Annotated in this window: 2 protein-coding genes; both read right to left on the bottom strand. The window is 66.6% G+C overall.

What is annotated here, in order from left to right:
• On the bottom strand, positions 1-1689 hold a 1689-nt coding region (gene treS, locus LZ604_RS35415), incomplete at its 3' end, for a maltose alpha-D-glucosyltransferase (protein WP_234520335.1).
• Positions 1686-1856 (bottom strand): alpha-amylase (locus LZ604_RS35410; RefSeq protein WP_234520338.1); only part of this gene is annotated, 171 nt, incomplete at its 5' end. The genes LZ604_RS35410 and treS, both read right to left, overlap by 4 nt.

Here is a 1856-nt window from a genome sequence, read left to right as displayed (position 1 = left end):
CTTGCGGAGCCGGAACCAGTAGAAGCCGTGGCCTGCGAGGGTGAGCAGGTAGGGGAGTTCGCCGATGGCGGGGAAGCGGACTCCGCCGATCAGTTCCACCGGGTGCCGGCCGCTGAAGCGGCGCAGGTCCAGTTCGGTGGGCTGCGCGAACCGGGAGAAGTTGTTCACGCACATCACGAGGTCGTCCTTGTATTCCCGCAGGAAGGCCAGGACGGCCGGGTTGGAGGAGGGCAGTTCGGTGTAGGAGCCCAGTCCGAAGGCCGGGTTCTGCTTGCGGATCTCGATCATCCGCCGGGTCCAGTGCAGCAGCGAGGACGGCGACGACATCGACGCCTCCACGTTGGTGACCTGATACCCGTAGACGGGGTCCATGATCGTGGGCAGGTAGAGCCGGCCCGGATCGCAGGAGGAGAAACCGGCGTTGCGGTCCGGGGTCCACTGCATCGGGGTGCGCACCGCGTCCCGGTCGCCCAGCCAGATGTTGTCGCCCATGCCGATCTCGTCGCCGTAGTACAGGATCGGCGAGCCGGGCAGGGACAGCAGCAGCGCGGTGAACAGCTCGATCTGGTTGCGGTCGTTGTCCAGCAGCGGCGCCAGACGGCGGCGGATGCCGATGTTGGCGCGCATGCGGGGGTCCTTGGCGTACTCCGCCCACATGTAGTCGCGTTCCTCGTCGGTGACCATCTCCAGGGTCAGCTCGTCGTGGTTGCGCAGGAAGATGCCCCACTGGCACTTCGAGGGGATCGCGGGGGTCTTGGCCAGGATCTCCGAGACGGGGTAGCGCGACTCCCGGCGCACCGCCATGAAGATGCGGGGCATGACCGGGAAGTGGAAGGCCATGTGGCACTCGTCGCCGCCGGTTCGGTAGTCGCCGAAGTAGTCGACCACGTCCTCCGGCCACTGGTTCGCCTCCGCCAGCAGCACCGTGTCCGGGTACTGCGCGTCGATCTCCTTGCGCACCCGCTTGAGGAACTCGTGCGTGGCCGGCAGGTTCTCGCAGTTGGTGCCCTCCTCCTGGTAGAGGTAGGGCACCGCGTCGAGGCGGAAGCCGTCGATGCCCAGGTCCAGCCAGAACCTCAGCGCGGAGATCATCTCCTCCTGGACGGCCGGGTTCTCGTAGTTCAGGTCCGGTTGGTGGGAGAAGAACCGGTGCCAGTAGTACTGCTTGCGGACCGGGTCGAAGGTCCAGTTGGAGGCCTCGGTGTCGACGAAGATGATCCGCGCGTCCTGGAACTGCTTGTCGTCGTCGGCCCAGACGTAGTAGTCGCCGTAGGGGCCTTCGGGGTGGGCGCGGGACTCCTGGAACCACGGGTGCTGGTCGCTGGTGTGGTTCATCACGAAATCGATGATCACCCGCATCCCGCGCTGGTGGGCCGCGTCGACGAACTCCACGAAGTCGGCCAGGTCGCCGAACTCCGGGAGCACGGCGGTGTAGTCGGACACGTCGTAACCGCCGTCACGCAGCGGCGACTTGAAGAACGGCGGCAGCCACAGGCAGTCGACGCCCAGCCACTGCAGATAGTCCAGCTTCGCGGTCAGGCCCTTCAAGTCGCCCACACCGTCGCCGTTGCTGTCCTGGAAGGACCTGACCAGGACCTCGTAGAAGACGGCACGCTTGAACCACTCCGGGTCGCGGTCGGCGGCGGGAGTGTCCTCGAAGGTGTCCGGGACGGGCTCGTTGACGATCATCGTGTGGGTGACCCTCCGATCTGCGGTGAGGACGGTCGCAGGACGGTCAGCACGTGCGCCGGGCCCTCGCCCGGCGTGAGACGTACATAGTTGGCCCTGCCCCAGTGGTAGGTGGCACCGGTGAGCTCGTCACGCACCGGCACCGACTCGTGCCAGTCCAGGCCGAG

Origin of the sequence: Streptomyces glomeratus (genome assembly GCF_021462825.1) — a bacterium.
Lineage (GTDB): Bacteria > Actinomycetota > Actinomycetes > Streptomycetales > Streptomycetaceae > Streptomyces > Streptomyces glomeratus.
Note: the sequence above shows the minus strand (reverse complement) of the source record. Positions and strands in the feature narration are given on the sequence as shown.